This window comes from Fictibacillus sp. KU28468, assembly GCF_026153615.1.
GTDB lineage: Bacteria > Bacillota > Bacilli > Bacillales > Fictibacillaceae > Fictibacillus_C > Fictibacillus_C marinisediminis.
Genome location: NZ_CP110666.1, coordinates 2,200,363 through 2,216,489 on the forward strand (window position 1 = coordinate 2,200,363; position 16,127 = coordinate 2,216,489).

Annotated in this window: 20 protein-coding genes; 3 read left to right on the forward strand and 17 right to left on the reverse strand. The window is 41.0% G+C overall.

All coding sequences use genetic code 11. The features are described from left to right. Positions 1-75: 75 nt before the first annotated feature. Positions 76-777, reverse strand: coding sequence for a DUF1510 family protein (locus OKX00_RS11400; RefSeq protein WP_265407440.1), 702 nt, complete (start codon positions 775-777; stop codon positions 76-78). 200 nt (positions 778-977) lie between these two features. Between OKX00_RS11400 and OKX00_RS11405 the strand changes: the two genes are divergently transcribed. Continuing rightward, complete coding sequence (locus OKX00_RS11405) at positions 978-1,244, forward strand: hypothetical protein (protein ID WP_265407441.1); 267 nt, start codon at positions 978-980, stop codon at positions 1,242-1,244. Between the two features lie 240 nt (positions 1,245-1,484). Here OKX00_RS11405 and OKX00_RS11410 read toward each other — a convergent pair whose 3' ends face one another. Next, a complete protein-coding gene (locus OKX00_RS11410; protein ID WP_265407442.1) occupies positions 1,485-1,766 on the reverse strand; it encodes a YggT family protein in 282 nt (93 codons plus the stop codon). 255 nt (positions 1,767-2,021) lie between these two features. On the opposite strand from OKX00_RS11410, the gene OKX00_RS11415 reads away from it, so the two are divergent. Next, positions 2,022-2,249, forward strand: coding sequence for a hypothetical protein (locus OKX00_RS11415; protein WP_265407443.1), 228 nt, complete (start codon positions 2,022-2,024; stop codon positions 2,247-2,249). Positions 2,250-2,352: 103 nt separating this feature from the next. On the opposite strand, the gene OKX00_RS11420 is transcribed toward OKX00_RS11415, so the two are convergent. Together OKX00_RS11420 and OKX00_RS11425 are read right to left on the reverse strand one after the other, a co-directional pair. Next, positions 2,353-2,967, reverse strand: a complete 615-nt coding sequence (locus OKX00_RS11420; RefSeq protein WP_256226992.1) for a class I SAM-dependent methyltransferase — start codon at positions 2,965-2,967, stop codon at positions 2,353-2,355. A 559-nt stretch (positions 2,968-3,526) separates the two neighbouring features. Further along, positions 3,527-3,868: a YflT domain-containing protein gene (locus OKX00_RS11425; RefSeq protein WP_053354181.1), complete on the reverse strand. Its 342-nt coding sequence runs from the start codon at positions 3,866-3,868 to the stop codon at positions 3,527-3,529. A 401-nt stretch (positions 3,869-4,269) separates the two neighbouring features. Here OKX00_RS11425 and OKX00_RS11430 point away from each other — a divergent pair, with 401 nt between their 5' ends. Continuing rightward, complete coding sequence (locus OKX00_RS11430; RefSeq protein WP_265410527.1) at positions 4,270-4,605, forward strand: hypothetical protein; 336 nt, start codon at positions 4,270-4,272, stop codon at positions 4,603-4,605. Between the two features lie 96 nt (positions 4,606-4,701). On the opposite strand, the gene OKX00_RS11435 is transcribed toward OKX00_RS11430, so the two are convergent. The 13 genes from OKX00_RS11435 to OKX00_RS11495 all read right to left on the reverse strand — a co-directional run bounded on the left by OKX00_RS11435 (position 4,702) and on the right by OKX00_RS11495 (position 16,108). Beyond that, positions 4,702-4,920 carry an SHOCT domain-containing protein gene (locus OKX00_RS11435; RefSeq protein ID WP_265407444.1) on the reverse strand — a complete coding sequence of 73 codons (219 nt, stop codon included), beginning with the start codon at positions 4,918-4,920 and terminating at the stop codon, positions 4,702-4,704. 28 nt (positions 4,921-4,948) lie between these two features. Further along, the gene (locus tag OKX00_RS11440) at positions 4,949-5,329 is read right to left on the reverse strand and encodes a hypothetical protein (RefSeq protein WP_265407445.1); all 381 of its coding nucleotides are present in this window, start codon (positions 5,327-5,329) and stop codon (positions 4,949-4,951) included. A gap of 271 nt (positions 5,330-5,600) precedes the next feature. Further along, positions 5,601-6,287, reverse strand: coding sequence for a response regulator transcription factor (locus tag OKX00_RS11445; protein ID WP_265407446.1), 687 nt, complete (start codon positions 6,285-6,287; stop codon positions 5,601-5,603). After that, positions 6,284-7,732, reverse strand: a complete 1,449-nt coding sequence (locus OKX00_RS11450) for a sensor histidine kinase (RefSeq protein WP_265407447.1) — start codon at positions 7,730-7,732, stop codon at positions 6,284-6,286. Before OKX00_RS11450 ends, OKX00_RS11445 begins: the two co-directional genes overlap by 4 nt. Before the next feature lie 406 nt (positions 7,733-8,138). Beyond that, positions 8,139-8,738 carry a response regulator transcription factor gene (locus OKX00_RS11455; protein WP_053354185.1) on the reverse strand — a complete coding sequence of 200 codons (600 nt, stop codon included), beginning with the start codon at positions 8,736-8,738 and terminating at the stop codon, positions 8,139-8,141. After that, entirely contained in the window at positions 8,735-9,862 is a 1,128-nt protein-coding gene (locus OKX00_RS11460; RefSeq protein ID WP_062232295.1) for a sensor histidine kinase, read from the reverse strand. Before OKX00_RS11460 ends, OKX00_RS11455 begins: the two co-directional genes overlap by 4 nt. Before the next feature lie 116 nt (positions 9,863-9,978). Continuing rightward, entirely contained in the window at positions 9,979-11,028 is a 1,050-nt protein-coding gene (locus OKX00_RS11465; protein ID WP_062232293.1) for a Delta(5) desaturase DesA, read from the reverse strand. Positions 11,029-11,367: 339 nt separating this feature from the next. Beyond that, on the reverse strand, positions 11,368-12,225 hold the full coding sequence (locus tag OKX00_RS11470; protein ID WP_265407448.1) for a DMT family transporter: 858 nt from the start codon (positions 12,223-12,225) through the stop codon (positions 11,368-11,370). 107 nt (positions 12,226-12,332) lie between these two features. Then, positions 12,333-12,713 (reverse strand): hypothetical protein, encoded by a 381-nt coding sequence (locus OKX00_RS11475; RefSeq protein ID WP_322114316.1) that lies wholly within the window; start codon positions 12,711-12,713, stop codon positions 12,333-12,335. A gap of 185 nt (positions 12,714-12,898) precedes the next feature. Beyond that, positions 12,899-13,177: a diadenylate cyclase gene (locus OKX00_RS11480; RefSeq protein ID WP_322114373.1), complete on the reverse strand. Its 279-nt coding sequence runs from the start codon at positions 13,175-13,177 to the stop codon at positions 12,899-12,901. Positions 13,178-13,413: 236 nt separating this feature from the next. Then, complete coding sequence (locus OKX00_RS11485; RefSeq protein WP_265407449.1) at positions 13,414-14,832, reverse strand: UbiD family decarboxylase; 1,419 nt, start codon at positions 14,830-14,832, stop codon at positions 13,414-13,416. A 20-nt stretch (positions 14,833-14,852) separates the two neighbouring features. Next, positions 14,853-15,212 (reverse strand): SLC5/6 family protein, encoded by a 360-nt coding sequence (locus OKX00_RS11490; RefSeq protein ID WP_265407450.1) that lies wholly within the window; start codon positions 15,210-15,212, stop codon positions 14,853-14,855. Positions 15,213-15,277: 65 nt separating this feature from the next. Then, entirely contained in the window at positions 15,278-16,108 is an 831-nt protein-coding gene (locus OKX00_RS11495; protein ID WP_265407451.1) for a R2-like ligand-binding oxidase, read from the reverse strand. Between the last annotated feature and the right edge of the window lie 19 nt (positions 16,109-16,127).

Below are 16,127 nucleotides of genomic sequence, written 5' to 3' on the forward strand. Positions count from 1 at the left end.
ACTATGGAGAAAGAAACTAGCACCAGCTACTCTTGATCTCTAAGTATGCACACTTAGTTCAATAAGAAATTCCTTTCATCGATTTTGTTTACTAACACTTGTTACTTTCCAACCTTTTTGATCAACCCATTCAAGATTCACAACATACATCCAACTATCTTCGCCGTCAGGGCTCACTTTTCCCACTGATTTTTGCGGTCCCCCGCCATTTTCAATTCGCCAGATGTTCATGTTGTCCCCTAGACCTGTTGCCATTTGGATTGCTTTTACTTTTTCGTTCCAATCCACTGAATCCTCAACATAACTCGTAGTATGTGGTCCAGTCTGACTCGTTCCAATGGGTTCCGACGACCCAGATCCTGTAACTTTCTTCTCGTCTTGAGACCTTTGCTTATCACGTTCTTCCTTGGCTTCTTTTGCTTTCTGCTCTTCTCTGTCTTTTTCTGCTTTTTGTTCTTTTTTAGCTTCCTCGGAGTCTTTCTGGATTCGCTTAGCTTCTTGCTGGTCTTTAGTTTTTTTATTTTCTCTCAATTTTATCTCTTGGTTTTTCAAATCGGTCTCTTTATCTTTTCGGATCGTGGTGTCATTATTTTGTTGGTTATTTTGTTCACCTTTACTTCTGGTTTGATTTTGTGGGTTATTGGTTGAGGCCTCATTACTGTCTCCCCATATTATATTTCCTGCTACAATAAATATTAGGACCAATACGATACAAATTAAGGCGTTAAGACTAACATGGAGCTTTTTTCTCTTTTGGCGTTGAAATCTCGATCTCATCTTATCCCTCCTTCAGTTTTATCACTTCACTGCAATGGTTTTACAAAAGTTTTGATTTCTTCTTTACCAACGGAAATGATGTTGTTTGGATAATATTCGACAGGTTTTTTATAACATAAGGGGTAAAATAAAGAGGTAAAATATTCTTAACATTGGGGTAATGCGAAGTCAAAGGGGCTGTCCAAGAAGTCTGGTAGCTGTTGATCTCCGCTCCAGGCTGCTCGCTTTTACCGGCGCGAGCTCCTACTTTCGCGGGGCGTGCGGTGAGCCTTACCGGCGTGAACGCCTACTTTTTGGTGCAAGCACCGGCGGGAATCTCACCTGTCACGCTAGTCCCGCAGGACAAGGAAGGCTCCGGCAGCTTTTTATCGCACGAAGAAAATGTGAAGTTCATTTTCGAGGAGTCTCGACCTTGCACTCCAATCAACTTTTCATTGAAGATTTTTCACGTCAAAGGAGCTGCCTGAAGGTCAATTTTCGACTTTCAGGACAGCCCCTTTTTTGGTACAAAATAGCCAGTTGAGAACATTTACGATTACCAATAGATGTACTGGCAAATCGCTTAATACCTTCCCCATCTTTTAAAACCGTTAGAAACTCTGGGAACAGGAATGCTGCTCGTTAGTTCAATAAAAAAAAGAGCTGCGATGCAGCCCTGTTAAGATTTATTGTTTTCTCTGCTTTATTCAACATGTTGTTTATCATTATTATACGCCCATCAAATTCATTAATTGGCGGAGACCTTCTAGAGCAAATCCCCCTAAATATCTATACGCAATTAAAGCGATGATAGGTGAAAAATCAATTACACCAAGAGGCGGGATCAAACGCCGAAAGATAGCAAAGTAAGGGTCAACTAGTTTACTAATCCATATGCCAACTTTTGTGGCATAAAATTGCGGAAACCAGGAACCGAGAATGGATATTAACATTAACCAATAATAAATATCGTAAATATATTGCCCAATTTGTAAAATGATAGAGCCCAATTTTTATTTCTTCCCGTCTATTATAATTTTTTAAATACCATTAATACAATGAATGCCTGTGCTTTAATTTCCTTCTTATGATTCATATACGTTTTTATTTCCAATAAGGTTTCGATATTTCTTCCTTGTTCAAGAAGAAAAAGGATATTTGTTATGGATAACTATATTTCGTTAAAACATAAAGAGCTGTTTGAAAAATAGATGCCTGAAGATTTCCTAAAGCAAAAAGGGGCTGTCCAAGAAGTCTGTAAGCTGTTGATTTCCGTTCCAGGCTGCTCGCTTTTACCGGCGCGAGCTCCTACTTTCGCGGGGCGTGCGGTGAGACTTACCGGCGTGAACGCCTACTTTTTGGTGCAAGCACCGGCGGGAGTCTCACCTGTCACGCTAGTCCCGCAGGACAAGGAAGGCTCCGGCAGCTTTTTATCGCACGAAGAAAATGTGAAGTTCATTTTCGAGGAGTCTCGCATCTTCCACTTCAATTAACTTTTCATTGAAGATTTTTCAAGCCAAAAAGGGCCGCCTGAAGGTCAATTTTCGACTTTCTGGACAGCCCCTTATGAATTCAATACATTATTTTTTCTGACCATCATTTATTTTTGGGTTTCGCCCAAACCAGATGGAAAACATCCAGCCAATGATGTTCTACTTTCTGGATCTCAATAGGAGAAAGGCTGATCAGTTCCATGATGTCTCTATTTTGATGGCACCCAATCGTTCTAACAGCCAAAGGATCTAATACCTTTTGTAACGTTGAGAAAATGAAATTAGAACTGATACCATGCTCCAATAACAATATTTGTCCCATTGGTTTACACCATTTACTTAGGTTCTCTAACGTTTTTAATGGTTGAGGGTAACCGCAGAATGAAAGCGTAGAAACAATGGTATCAAACTGATTCTCCTCAAACTCCAATTGATCAATGTCACTTTCAACAAATTCGATTGGAAGATGATATTGATGTGCTGCTACTCTTGCTTTTTCTAACATTTTAGGACTAAAATCCACCGCTGTAATTTTTTCAATCTCCTCACGGTTATAAAACGGGAAGTTTCCTCCTGCTCCGACTGCCACTTCTAGAACGGATCCTTGGGCCTCTTCAATTAATTTTTCTCTCCACTTCCTTTGGATTTGTTTTTCTCTTATTCGATCGTAAGTATTTGCTTGTTTATCAAACTTTTTTATCAGCTTCTTATTGTTCATGCTTGCCCCCTTACCTTCTTAAAACAACTACCGACAGTTAACTAATGGACAGCAATGGATTTTCCTCTTTAGCTATTGCTTTAAAACGCAATTTTAAAATTAATATTTTCTATTGTGACTTTAAACGGATTTATATTTACAACCTCATTTAACGGGATTTCCAGTGTTCGTAACTTCTTGTCGCTGTATATTTCCCGCCCCCATTTTTATCTTATTCAATTAAAACAATAAGATCATTCATCAAAAAATCTACCGTTGATACAATAAAAAAAAGCTGCCAGTGTTGGCAGCTTACATTTTAATGCACATGTTAGTTCAAGAGTAATTTTATTACCTTATAGCGTGTTCATTTTCTGACGACACTCTAAGAACCATTCTTATGGCAAAGAAACTGTGGATAAATCAAATTTCCTCAATTCTTTATGAGGATACTTATCCGACTAAATACAAATCCCACTGACATTCGATATACCAGCTTACGAATAATGCCTCTAGTCTAAAAAGTAGAACTCCAATATGAATACTGCCCTTTTACTTACTAACAGGTGAATTTCATGCATTAAAACTTAACTTCATCTTGATTTGTTACAACTAATAGCGTTTTTCCCTTGTCTAATTCTTCTTCTAGTTGTTCAGCCTTTGATTGGTCAAATCCAATTTCCTTCATTTTGGATCTTAATTTATCACCTTTGCTTTTGAACACATTTTTCGTCGCAGTGCCCAACCCAGTTACGTTGACCCCAATCTTATTGGCATCTGTTTCCTTCCTGTCGCGTCTGACATGATCATTATCATGAGCAAGAATGTAAATATCATCATCTCGAATTCCATTGTTTCTAAGCTTGTCAATCGATTCACTCAAATGTTCATCATTGTGGAATATTTTAAATTTAGGATTCAATTAAATCACTCTCCTTAGGACAAAAAGTACCCAATTTTGAAAAAAACTAAACAATAGGATCGTGTTTATATACCTTAAGGATAAAATAGAGGCTCAATCCCAAATGCCCGTTCTACGTCATAATTTTCTAGATAAATATGAAAATATTACAATATGTATGTGATCTTGTTTTCGTCGAGGTGCAACTCTTCTCCTTTATTTAGCGTTGTAGTAATAAACCATTACACCATAGACAAAAATAAAGAGGCTGACTAAAAAGGATTTACTATGATATTAGAGTTTAATGAAAACTGGATCCTCCTTCTTTTTAAAAATAGGTATTTATATATGTCCACTCCCATTTTGGATACATATCTTAGTAAGGGAGTTTATTTTGAGAATTTTGAAAGGAGAGGTTATTTATTTATCAATACGGTTCTCAACCATATGTCCAGCAGCAATACGGTTCTTATCAACCATACGTCCAGCAGCAGCAGCAATACGACCCTTATTCACAACAGTCGAATGATTATTATCCTCATCAGCAACATGACCCAGATAGACAGCCTCCAATAAGGCAGCTTGAAAGGCGGGTTAATCAGCTGGAAAACAGAGTCAACCAGCTTAATCGGGAAGTTAACCAACTTGAAAACACTGTTGAACGCCATTCACGCCAGTTAAACCGATTAAACCAACGCCTGCGCACAGTGGAAGAAAGATTGCGAATTCCTTTTCATCCTTTAGAAGGCGGCTTTTAAATAATTGGACCCAGTGAAATTCTGGGTCCGTATTACTAATTTTTGTGTTTTTTACTCCTATTATTTCTTTCTCGATTAGTAAAACCCTTTTAGGTTTTATTTGTCTACTAGCTGTTTAAGCTTCTTGTACTCCTCTTCTTTAATATCCCCTGAAGCAAGACGGCGTTTCAGTATAACGGAAGCGTCGTTTTGATTGTTCATATAGGAATGGCACCTCCGAAATGCTATCATTTTAAAAATGATCAGTACGGTTACTAGACTCAAAAAAATTAATCCGAAGAATGGAAATGGAAATCCGTGATGTTCCCAGCCCATACACTTTCCTCCTTTTATTTGATCATGGTTAACTGCTGCCAGTCCGGCGTCCCCATGGCTTAAATACTGACAGCATGAACATCGTCCCAGTGGAAAGGATCTGAAGAATAATACCTATGAACAACTGCAGCCGGTTCACAAGGAACCCCTGATCATGCAGCGCACGAAGACCTTCCGTTGCCGTTATAGAAGAGGCATCGAGGATCCAGTAGTACATCCCGAAGATTCCTAGCCCTATAGAAAGAATCGTTAAGACTTCCTTTACGATGATCCAGTGGAATTTGAACAGCCCCCACTTCGTCCAAACCGACAGCAAGATCCCCGTTACGACTACACCGATCGTTGATGCACGTACTGACGAAGCTGCAAGAATGTACATGACCGTATAACAGCTCTTCAGTATGGTCACGTCATCCGTAGCAGCTGCGGTAACACTTAGTACAAGAAAGGATACAGTGACTCCAAATAAAATAGCAGCGAATAAAAGATGGAGGATTACCAGTCATTTTTTTGCCCTGCTTGTCAACTGCTTCATCATCAACACCTCCTTTTCGTCAATATTCCCTTTCACCTCATGGTATCCATGAATTCTAAACCACTTCTAAACAAAAGCTTAAATTTCAATAAACTTTTTAAATCGCTGTTGCATTCTAACGAAAAAAACCCGGACTATGCCGGGTTTAACCTCTGAATCGATAGCCGGCCCCCCAGATTGTCTCAATGTACTGTGGATTGGAGGGATCAATCTCTATTTTTTCACGGAGCTTCCGGATGTGCACTGTAACCGTCGCGATGTCACCCATCGAATCAAGGCCCCATATTCTTTCGAAAAGATGTTCTTTGCTGAACACATGATTCGGATTCATCGCCAGAAAGAAAAGCAGATCAAATTCTTTTGCCGTAAAGATCACTTCACGCTCATTCATAAACACCTGACGGGGAGCTTTCTTTATGTGAAGGCCGCGAATATGGATCTCATCAGCCGGATTTTCCCGTTTACTCAACCGATCATATCTTGCCAGGTGTGCCTTCACTCTCGCCACGAGTTCGCCCGGACTGAACGGTTTTACAATAAAGTCATCCGCCCCAAGCCCAAATCCCCGTATTTTATCAATGTCATCTTTTTTGGCGGATACCATTAATATTAGGATATCTTTTTCCTGCCGCAGCTTTTTGCATAGTTCAAATCCATCCATGTTGGGCAGCATTAGGTCCAGGAGAACGAGGTCAAACGGTTCAGAACATGCTTTTTGTAGGCCTGTATCCCCTGTTAAAGCGATTTCGGCCGCTAGCCCATTGATCTCCAGATAGTCACGCTCCAATTCGGCAATACTCACATCATCTTCAATAATTAACACCTTTTTCATGGGCTTGCCTCCTCATTCACGGCTTTTTTTAGCGTAAAAAAGATACTGGTCCCTTCATTCTCATGGCTTTCCGCCCATATTTCACCACCATGATCTTCGATGATCCGTTTTGCAATAGCCAGTCCCAGTCCAGACCCGGTTGTATTCCTGGATGGATCCGCCCGGTAAAAACGATCAAAGAGGTACGGTAAAGAAGATTCCTTGATCCCAGGGCCGTTGTCATGCACTTCAACCAACACGGTTTCTCCATTGGAGGATAACACGATATCAATTGACTTTTCTTTTTTATCCATGTATTTGAGGCTGTTCTCTATAATATTGGTGAAAACCCGTTTTAGTTTATCCCGGTCAGCAATCACTTTGAATTCTTTTGCCTCCTTAATCGTAAGGGACAACCTGACCTGACCGAATGTAGCATCCATCTTTAATTCTTCGATATAATTCTTGATATACCCGCTGATTTCCATTTTTTCAAAATGAAATGGGACCTTTTTTAAATCCAGTTTGGAATACAAAAACAGTTCATCAATGAGATGGTCGAGTTCGTTTGCCTTATTGTAAATCGTCTGAGTATACCGATCCATTTTTTCTGAAGTATTTGCCACGCCGTCACGGATTCCTTCCACATATCCTTTAATGGCGGTTAATGGCGTTTTTAGATCATGGGATATGTTGGAGATCAGTTCTTTCCGGTTTTCCTCGTACTGCAGCTGGATTTCCGTTGAAACTTTTAGCTTTTTTCTCATCGTCTCAAATGCTTGGCAAAGCTGACCAAGTTCATCGTTTCTTTTTGATATTAATTGAAAGTCCAGATTTCCCTCACTGATCTTCCTGGCTCCTGCCGTTAGTTCGTTCACAGGATATAGGATGCTTTTGGATACAAAATAGGTGAGCAGCCCATTTGTAATGAGCATGATGAACAGGAAACTACCAAAAAGAAGGGGGAAGATCTGTTTTGCAAAATCAGCATCTCGAATAAAAAATAACGTCCCTGTTGATCCATTTGAGAAGTAAAAATCATACTTTTGCATGGAATAAAGCTTATTGCCCAATCGCGAGACCGGGCGGTTCGATCCCTCGAATCCAAAAGGTGGAAGATCCTTGATTTCCAAGGATTTGTCTTTTACGGGATGGTAAATGACTTTGTCCCCTCTTCTTACGACTAAAGCTGCACCCTGTTCATTTAATTCCTTATCTGCCCGGATCAAATACCGGACGTTCAATAGTTTTTCCGGTGTTAAGGCTGCTGTCTTCTTTAATTCCATGACTTGCTTGTCCGCCGGCCGGGCACCTTCCGTCGGACCCAACGAGCCAAAAATGGAGCGGTGATCCCCGTGGTCGACAAAGACGAACGAGAAGAGCAAAAAAGCAGCCAGAACGAACAAAATGACGGGCATTATGATCATGGCAAGATTGGATAAAAGCAAACGTACTCGAATAGACATAATACTTCCTTCCTGTTCCCTAATGATTAAAAATGTCCATTTAAGTATATCCTTCAAATCTAAAATTTTTCTAAACTCGAATGAAATAAATGTATAACACCTGAAAAAAATGCGGTTTCGGTTAGAAAATGTTCTGTGAATCTTAGTTTTCCTACTTGTACCTAGCAACTGTCCCCGATAGAGTCATAAAAAGTTTGTTTATTTTTGCTTTTCAAGGGACTAATCAAGTAAATAAAATAAGGCCTCTGAGATGACTTTTACACTCTTGTAGTGTAACTATCAGTCCCAGAGACCGTTAAATTTTTTTAAACCGCTAATTGAAGAAGAATTCATTGATTCATCTCCTTAAGTACTTGAACAGTGAAAATTACACTGGTCATGGACAAAGCAATAAAGTGCGGGAAACTTATTTAAACCAGCCTTTCTCCTGGAATCTGGTAATGGCTTCAATCCGATTGGTGACTTCAAGTTTTTCTAATATCGTTGAAATATAGTTTCGCACCGTTCCAGCTTTGATGGAAAGCTGATCGGCGATTTCTTTTGTGTTTTTTCCATCAGCCACGAGGGATAAAACTTCTTTTTCCCGGTCAGTTAGAGGGTTCTCCTCACTGTATGCATCGTCCACGAGTTCCGGGGCATAGATTCGCCTGCCTGCCATCACACTGCGGATGGAGCTAGCCAATTCTTCGCTCGGACTGTCCTTCAACAAATACCCTCTGACCCCCGCCTTTACGGCCCGCTGGAAATATCCTGTACGAGCGAATGTCGTTAAAATCATTACTTTGCAGCCTGATCCTTTTAGTTCTTCCGCTGCTTCAAGTCCCGTTTTTACTGGCATTTCAATATCCATGATACAAATGTCAGGCTGATGCTGATGAACAAGCGAAATCGCTTTTTCCCCGTCGCTTGCCTTTCCGACCACTTCCATATCCTCTTCCAAATTAAGCAGCAAACCCAGTGCCCCCAACATCATTTGCTGGTCTTCCGCAATGACGATCCGAATCATTTATCTCCCTCCTTTTCCGCCGATTTTATAACATTCGGCACTTGTATGATTAACGTCGTCCCCTCCTCTGAAAAGATCTCCAGACGACCGTTGACAAATTCAAGCCGTTCTTTTATTCCTAGTAGTCCGTGGCCTTTTGTCATATCTTCATCAACTCTTATTCCTGCTCCGTTATCCCGTATGGAAATCATAATTTCGTTTAACGATTGTTTGATGGATATATGACAGGTTGTCGCCCCGCTGTGCCTTACGACATTGGTTACCGCTTCTTTCAGACACATGCTCAAAATATTTTCGATCAGCAGGGAAACATTCGTGAGGTGTAATTCTTGTTCACCTATATATTCAATTTGCGCTGCTTTAAGTATTTGTTTAACGTTGATGAGTTCCTCTTCTAATCGAATGCCCCGCATTTGAGACACCATTTTCCGGACTTCGTTCAGTGCTGTTCTAGCGGTCTGTTGTACGTCGTTCAACTGAGAACGAGCCTGCTCGGGGTCTTTGTCAATTAACTTTCTGGCCAAATCACTTTTCAACCCGATCAGTGAAAGTTTTTGTCCTAAAGTATCGTGAAGATCACGGGCAATCCGCTGGCGTTCCTGCTGTTTTACTAGAACAGAATTCGCGTCTTGCAATTGTTCTTCCAGCTGCTCACGCTTTTTTCGGTTAGATAAACTGAAAGGCATAAGGATGATACTGACCCAAATGATGATGATAAAAGGCAATTGTTTTAAGAACTGATCATCTTGAAAAACGATGTTGAAGTTAAAAGAGACAGTCGTGCTGACGAGATGAATAATATATAAGGAAATAAAAGGAATACGTTCTTTTATATTACCAATAAAATAAGCAAGAAAAAATGCAAAATAAACATAGTTAAAAAGGCTTGTCATGGTAATCGATATCGCAATTAGAATGCTAGCCCATACGTAAACAGGCCACCCTTTTGATATGAAGGCAAAACGATAGGTGATAAAGAATAAAATGGTCAGCAAAATACCCACGACAATTTGTTTCGTGGATGAAGATTGAAAAATAAAATAAAACGGCAAAATACTAAAAACGCTCCACACATACGGGGAAATCCCGGTATTTATTTGAAACAGCTTATAGATCTTTTTCATATTGAACCCTCTTTTGCGGTGTTGAATGCCTATTGCTATTTTATCACAATTACTTTTGAAGACAGAATAGAGTCCTGAAAACAAGGGTTTTACACCTGCTTTCAGGACTTTATTTGTTATCGGCCGCTCAAGCTTGATTTTAAATGGGCCGCTCTTGTATTATTCTTGTTTGATTTTATCTTTTTAATGTCTTTAAAGCTGACAAACGTTCTGCTCTCCTCATTCCAAAGACGGAATCCCAGGGAACGAAGACTTGAAGCAAGCGTGATCGTTTGTACATTTTGAAAAGTTGAATCAATACTATGAACATCTTCCAAGTGATAATTTGGCACCCTTGGGCTTAAATGATGAATATGATGAAATCCAATATTGCCTGTCAGCCATTGCAGGACTTTCGGAAGTTTGTAGTAAGAGCTCCCATCCATAGCGGCTTTCACGTAATCCCAATCTTCGTCTTTTTCAAAATAAGAGTCTTCAAACTGATGCTGTACATAGAACAGCCAAATGCCAGCAACGCCTGATACGAAGAAAATAGGGCCTTGAACAAGCAAGAATGCTTCCCAGCCGATGGTCCAGCAAAGCAATGCGGCCAATGCTGCGATAGAAAGATTCGTTATATATAAATTCTTGCGTTCTTTCGATCTTGCTCCTTTTCGGTTAAAACGGTTCGTAATCAGAAACACGTAAATCGGGCCAAGACCAAACATCACGATCGGATTGCGGTACAATCGATAAGCGATGCGCGTCCAAAAAGATGCAGCTAAATACTCATCTACCGTCAGGATCCAAATGTCACCTGTACCGCGTTTATTTAAGTTACTGCTTGTAGCGTGATGGATGTTATGTTCATGCTGCCATTGATGGTACGGGAATAACGTAAGGATTCCTGTAATCGTTCCCACTATTTTATTGGCTTTTCGATTTCTAAAGAATGAATGGTGGCAGCAATCGTGAAAAATAATAAAGATCCGCGTCAAAAATCCCGCTCCAATAATCGTTAATGGCAAAGTGATGAAATAGGAAATAGACAGGCTTTCGTAAGCCAGGTACCACAATAGAAAAAATGGAACAAGCGTATTAATGAGCTGTGCTACACTATTTTTCGTATTCGGTTTTTCATATGGGGCAACTTGTTTTCGTAAGTTAACATTTTTTTGTTTCGTCATTAGTATGTTTCCCTCCCATTGGTTCAATTCAAGTATAAAGAAGGGAATCTGGTCTTTTAAGACATACGTGTCATGTCCAAAGTATGATAAATGTCATGTATACGGATTCTATTTGTTGATAAGGAGCCTTGAAAAACCTGCCATAATGGTAATAAATCCAACGACGGGTAAAAACAACGGATGATTTTTAATATTTCTTGATCCAAGCATCTTTCCAATCGCCTTATTCATAGCCCAACCACAATCCTATTATTAATATGATTAAACACAAAGAGGACGATCAAAAATGATGGCTGTTGTCCCACCACTCCTGGTCGTCCTCTTCTGGGGATTTTTATACTATTTTAAACTTGCTAGCACAGCTCCAAGAATTGTAACTATTCCGCCTAAAAGGGTGATTCCAGATATATGTTCTTGAAACAATAGAACGCCTAACAAAACAGTCCAAACTGGGAGAAGGTTAATATATGGAGCTGCACGCCCTGCTCCTACAATTTTCACTCCGGTATTCCACGAAAAATAAGCAATAACTGAAGCAAATGTACTCACATAGAAAATACAAATCCATGCATTTCTCGTCATATGTATCATATTTGGATGTACCGTTCCAATACAGCTTATCGCACTAAAAATCGTCCCATAGAAAGCAGCTCCAGCGGTCATGGTAAGGGGATCTATCTTTTTGCCATATTTCTTACCAAGTACTGTATACATTCCCCAAGCCAAGCATGATAAGAGAATTTCAATTTGTCCAACAATTGAACCTTGAGAAGAGTTTGCTTGTCTTCCCTCAACCAAGAGAATCACGCCAAAGATTGAGATTGCTGCACCAATCCATGCTTTTGTTTTGATCTTTTCTTTAAGAAAAAAAGGAGTGAATAATAAGATGGTAATTGGTATACCTGCTGATATCATCCCTGCTTGTGATGCGCTAATCGATTTAAGACCTAAATAGTTTAATGTAGAAAAGGCGAATATGCCAAGAAACCCTTGTATTACAAATTCTCTCCACTTAGAAATGATCGGGAGTGGTTTTTTGTTAAGCATCAGTAATCCCCACAGAAGCCCCGTTGAAATAGCCCAACGGATCGTGTTTAATAAAGTTGCTGGCAAGGCCGGTGCTAAATACCGGCCGCATATGTAATTACCTGCCCAAAGAAAGGTTGCCGCCACCAATAGTAAAATCCCTTTTTTCATGATGTTGACCCTCTCTTGTCTCTGATTTTTGGCTAAACCATTTACGCAGCCTGATGATATCTGTTATGGTCTGCGATTTGCCAAATACCCCATTGGATTGTGGCTTTCTAGCCATTTTCATATTCAACGGTTTGATGTAACTGTTTGTCTGTTAACTGATAACACATTGATTTAATCATCTGTACAACATGATCATAATCAGTCATGAGCACATCCAGAGAAATCCCTTTCAGCTGCGGCAATTGGTCGTTTTTATCAAAACTAGGCCCAAATTTCTCTTTAAGTTCCCTCGGCACCGCCTCACCCTTGATTTTAATTATCCATTTGAGATCCACGTATGCTAAGGGCCTTACTAACTGCGCAGTACTGTTATATTTTTGGTTCGGACCTTTATAATCTAATTCCTCTTGTGATATACCTGCAACAATTGTTAACCGTTTGTAATTTCCGTCTACCATTGAGTAGAGCATTCCAACTACAGGTTCCATTCCCGGCTCTCCTATTAAATCTAAAACCATCCAATCACTCCCCAGTACTTGTTATGGTCTCAAGTCAATTATACTCCAGAAATGGGCAGTTTTTTGCGATTCGTTATCATCAAAAGAAAAAACCGACAGAAAGACCCAAATAAAAAAGCAGACGGATGGTCTGCTTTTGATGCACTGCCTATACTTTAAACGATTGAACTGGACATGTTTATCGGATACAGCTTTCCATCCACAGAGAACGAAACCCTGCCCGTTTCTTCATATACCACGAGTTTCAGTGCATCACTAATCTCGGTCAATCCTATGGCTGCTCGATGACAGGTTCCCAGTTTTTTTGAACTCGAATGGAATTTTGGATAAGGGAAGTACGTTTGCTGCCGAAATAATAAGGTCACCTCGATCATAAAGAGGATTTCCCGGATAAAAATGGACTCTAATAACGGAAACGTTAATGTTGCTCCGATCGAATTGCCCGCGCTGTTCCCGTTCGATGACGATCAGCGCTCCATGCTGGATACAAGTTGAAAATTTCAAGGTGTTTTTCTGTATAGGGAGACAAATAAGAATTTAAATAAAATGATGCTGGCTGCGGTTTGTGTTTGTTCGAAAAGTTTCTAATAAAATGCTGCTGGGAGTCAGCATTCCTCTTCCCGTTGACTTATAAAAGTAACGGTAGAGACAAAAGACCAGCTGTCATTGATCAGCTGGTCAAGGAATCATTCCTCCTGTTGCCATACTCAAGATGCTCTGGGTTTACCCCTGATGATGTTTCGTTTAGGTACTCCTGGATGTCCATAATTGCGTATCCCGGAATGGAAATTCGTTTATAACGCATCGGTTCACTGTTAAGTGGAACTGTACAGTCAAATCCCGTTTTCGAGCCGAACCCGTCATTTGTGGAAGGATCGAGTTTTGAGCCTTGCGCCCCCTCTACTACCACTAAATCCTTGTCCACCTGGAAACGCGTAGCAATTGCCCATTCTACTTCCTCCATGTTAAATATATCTACCTCTTCATCGACGACAACCACGTGCTTTATATCAAAACTGTTTGCGAAGGCAGCGAGGATGGCATTCTTAGCTTCACCTTTGTTTCGCTTTTTTATGGATACGACAGCATGATAACGGCATGTCCCTCCTGGACTCATGTGAACCGCAACGGCAGAAGGCACAGTCTGGCGGACACTTTGAATGAGGCTAGCCTCACGTGGAATGCCCCCGAGCAGAAGATGCTCGTATCCAGCCGGGATAATCGTATAAAAGATCGGGTCTTTTCGGTGTGACACGGCGGTTAGCTGAACAATTTCCTTGTCACTCCGCGGGCCGTAATATTTAGGGAACTCCCCAAACGGTCCTTCCGGCTCCCGAATATGCGGGAGGATTTTACCTTCTAAAACGATCTCCGCATAGGCAGGCACATCAATGTCCACCGTTTCACAACGAACGGTCTCAAGTGGTTCTGATCGCAGAGCACTGGCGATTTCCAGCTCATCTATCCCGAATGGGGTACTCGCCTGTGAAGCAAGAAGTGTCACAGGATCCACTCCTACAACTATGGCACATTCGAGCGCCCTTCCTTCCTCCTCTGCCTGTTTGTACAAATGAAAGGTGTGCCTCGGCAGCAAAAGTACTCCCAGTTTATCCTTTCCAGAAATCTGCAGGCGATGAATGGATACATTTTGCTTTCGGGTCACAGGATCACGGGTAATGAACAGGCCTGCGGTAATGTAATTTCCGGAATCCATCTCATGGTGGACGGGAATGGGAAAGGTCTTAAGCAAATCGATGTTCTCGGTGATGATATTTTCCTTTACCGGGGCATCTTGGTTGCTCACTTTTCTGCATGCTTTTGGTGAAGTTACCGCTTCAGTGAATTTTGGAATGATTCCATATTGGTCTGTTTCCAATGCTTCAGCAAAGTCATCTCTTGTAGAACATATCCCCGAAACGACAGGCATCCCATAGTTCTCAACATTTGAAAAATATACCGCTTTTTTGCCGTCCAGTTTCTTTGCGACAGCAGCGATCTCATACTCCAGACTCACTTTTTTATCGATGGCCACCAGCCTCCCTGTCGATTCAAGGTGAGCTAGCCATGTACGAAATGTTCTTGCCTTCATTACACCTTTCCCCCTTATCTCTATTGCACCTTGTATTGGTGGCCGTTATTTTCATTTGAACGTTCCTCGTGAACCACAGTTTTGTTTTTTCGCCAAAAATGATCGATTCCCATTACGATAAGAGGTGCAACAGCAGCGATATAAATGTTATCGATACCGAACGGGTTTCCTGCAAGAAACCAAAATGTTGTTGTAATTACAGCGAATATCATTCCAAGGGCAGCCCCTATTCCGCTGCTGAAACGGGGAAAATAAAACATCAAAACCACGATAACGGCGATTGTTGTACGGAGTGCTCTGGCAAAAAAGATTGTGTTTAGTATTTCCGGGGTAAAAATGGCGAACGGAATAGGTAAAAGACCCATCACAATAGTCGCCACTCTTGAAAACCTGAGTGATTTATTGTCTGATCCTTCTTTATTAAAGAGCGGAGTATAAAAGTCATTTAACTCACGGATCGCACTCCGAATATGTCCTTCAGGCGCCTTTCAAAAAGCTTCGTCACCCGCTGCCGGCCGTTCACCTCCACCGGGGTTGGAACCTCGCGTCCGCCAACCACTACCGGCTGATCGTAGCGAATCAAAATGTAGGGAAGATATTCACTATAAATCTCTCGTATTCTATTGGCGTGCTTTTCATTTCTTGCGAGCAGCTTTAACATGCGAAGCCCAAAGCCGACGTGGCGGCCTTCATCCTCTTTTATACGTTTGAAGCCTTCTTTCAACCCGGGGAGGAGTCCTTTACTTCCATAAACATCCTCAAATACATCGTACCCCGCCATGGCTTGTACACCTTCAATGATTCCCTGGTAGTGAGTCAATCCTTCAACGAGGGCAGCTTCGCGTTCCTCTATACTTCCTTCCAGTGCATTGAGCATCATTTTTCCCCGCTCATCCAGCTTTTGCTGAACGAGATTTTGCACTCCATGTAAACGTTTGATGCCGAGTACCTCTTCAAAGTACCGAAGGAAAAATTCGGTATGCTTGAATTCCTCCAACAATTGAGTACTGAGGAAGGCTTGTTGCTGGGTGGATGCCCCAAGCATGATCCAGGGACAAAATTTTAAGGCAACATTCTCTTCTGCATCAAGAAATCCGGTGCAAAAGTGAATGAGGTAATCTTTCAGGTCTTGATCAAGTGCTTCAAAATCATCTCTGTCATAGGTTAAATCGATCTCAGCAGGATCCCACGTTCCAAACCTTATCGCTTTCCGGTATAAATTCCAGGCTACCTCGTCTGTACTTTTTTCCAAACTAAGAATCGTCTCATCGCTCATTAAAAAACCGCCTCCGTTT